The sequence below is a fragment of the Nonomuraea ceibae genome, assembly GCF_019396325.1.
In the GTDB taxonomy this organism is placed as follows: Bacteria; Actinomycetota; Actinomycetes; order Streptosporangiales; family Streptosporangiaceae; genus Nonomuraea; species Nonomuraea ceibae.
In genome coordinates, this window is sequence record NZ_JAHKRO010000245.1 from 1 (window position 1) to 1,282 (window position 1,282).

The following is a 1,282-nucleotide window of genomic DNA, read 5'->3' on the forward strand; positions in this document are numbered from 1 at the left end:
TGAGCTTGCTCCGCTCCGACGGACACCATCGTTGTGGTGGTCAGGCCGCTGCGACTGCCTCGTAGTCGGCGGGGCTACGGTAGCCCAGGCTGCTGTGCAGGCGGTGCAGGTTGTACCAGCCCTCGATGAACTCGAAGATCGCGCTGCGGGCCGCGGCGCGGGTAGGCCAGGACCGCTGATCGAGAAGTTCGCCCTTGAGGGTGGCGAAGAACGACTCGGCCAGCGCGTTGTCCCAGCACTGACCGGTCCGTCCGACCGACAACCGCACGCCGAGCCGCCCGGCCAGTTGCGCGTAGGCGGCGCTCGTATATTGACAGCCGCGATCGGAGTGGAAAGTCACCGGCCCGCTCGGGCGGCGGCGGGCGCAGGCCTGCTGCAGAGCCTCGGCGACCAGGCCGGTGCGCAAATGATCGGCCGTCGCCCAGCCGACCACCCGGCGCGAGGCGATGTCGATCACGGTGGCCAGATACAGCCAGCCCTCCTCGGTCGGCACGTAGGTGATATCGCCGCACCAGCGCCTATCGAGTCCGGTCGGGTCCGGCGTGAAGTCGCGCTCGATCAGGTCCGGCCGCATGCTCGCGTGCGGGTCGGGGATGGTGGTGACCTGCCGGCGGCGCCGATACCGGCCGGCCAGGCCCAGGAGGCGCATCAGCCGGGCCACCCTCCGCCGGCCGCACCGCTGCCCGTCCCGCCGCAGTTGCGCGTGCACCCGCGGCGCGCCGTAACTGCCTCGTGAGCGCGCGTGCACCTCGGCGATCTGCCCGGCCAGCTCGGCATCGCGCATCGCACGCGGCCCAGGGACGGCGGTGCGGCGCGCGTAGAAGGCGGCACGGGAGACTCCCAGCAGCTCACACGCCCGCTTGACGCTGTGACCGCCCTGCTTCTCCGCCTCGATGAACGGGTGCACGCTCACCGGGTCTCCCTCACGAAGAAAGCCGTCGCCCGCTTCAGGACATCGATGTCCTCGCGCAGCCGCCGGTTCTCCCGCCGCAGCGCCGCCAGCTCCTCCCGCTCACTGCTGGTCAGCCCATCCCGCTGCCCCTCGTCGACCTCAGCCTGGCGCACCCATTGGCGCACCGCCGTCTCGGTCAGATCGAAGTCCTGAGCCACCTCACGGATCGATCGGTCGCCCCGCTGGCACAGCTCGACGATCTCGGCCTTGAACTCCGGCGTGAACGAGCGGCGAGGACGCGGCTTCTTCTTCCCCATGCTCTCCATCATGGACATCCTTCCCGGGACGAACCCCTGATCTCGGATGTCCGTCAAACCGGATCAAGCCCAG

The 1,282-nt window shown here is 70.0% G+C and carries 2 protein-coding genes; both read right to left on the reverse strand.

The annotated features are described in order from the left end of the window. Positions 1 to 40: 40 nt before the first annotated feature. Positions 41 to 913 carry an IS3 family transposase gene (locus KME80_RS49765; RefSeq protein WP_219520093.1) on the reverse strand — a complete coding sequence of 291 codons (873 nt, stop codon included), beginning with the start codon at positions 911 to 913 and terminating at the stop codon, positions 41 to 43. Further along, positions 910 to 1,209 (reverse strand): transposase, encoded by a 300-nt coding sequence (locus KME80_RS49770; RefSeq protein WP_219520095.1) that lies wholly within the window; start codon positions 1,207 to 1,209, stop codon positions 910 to 912. The genes KME80_RS49765 and KME80_RS49770 overlap by 4 nt, the downstream gene beginning before the upstream one ends. Positions 1,210 to 1,282: the final 73 nt, after the last annotated feature.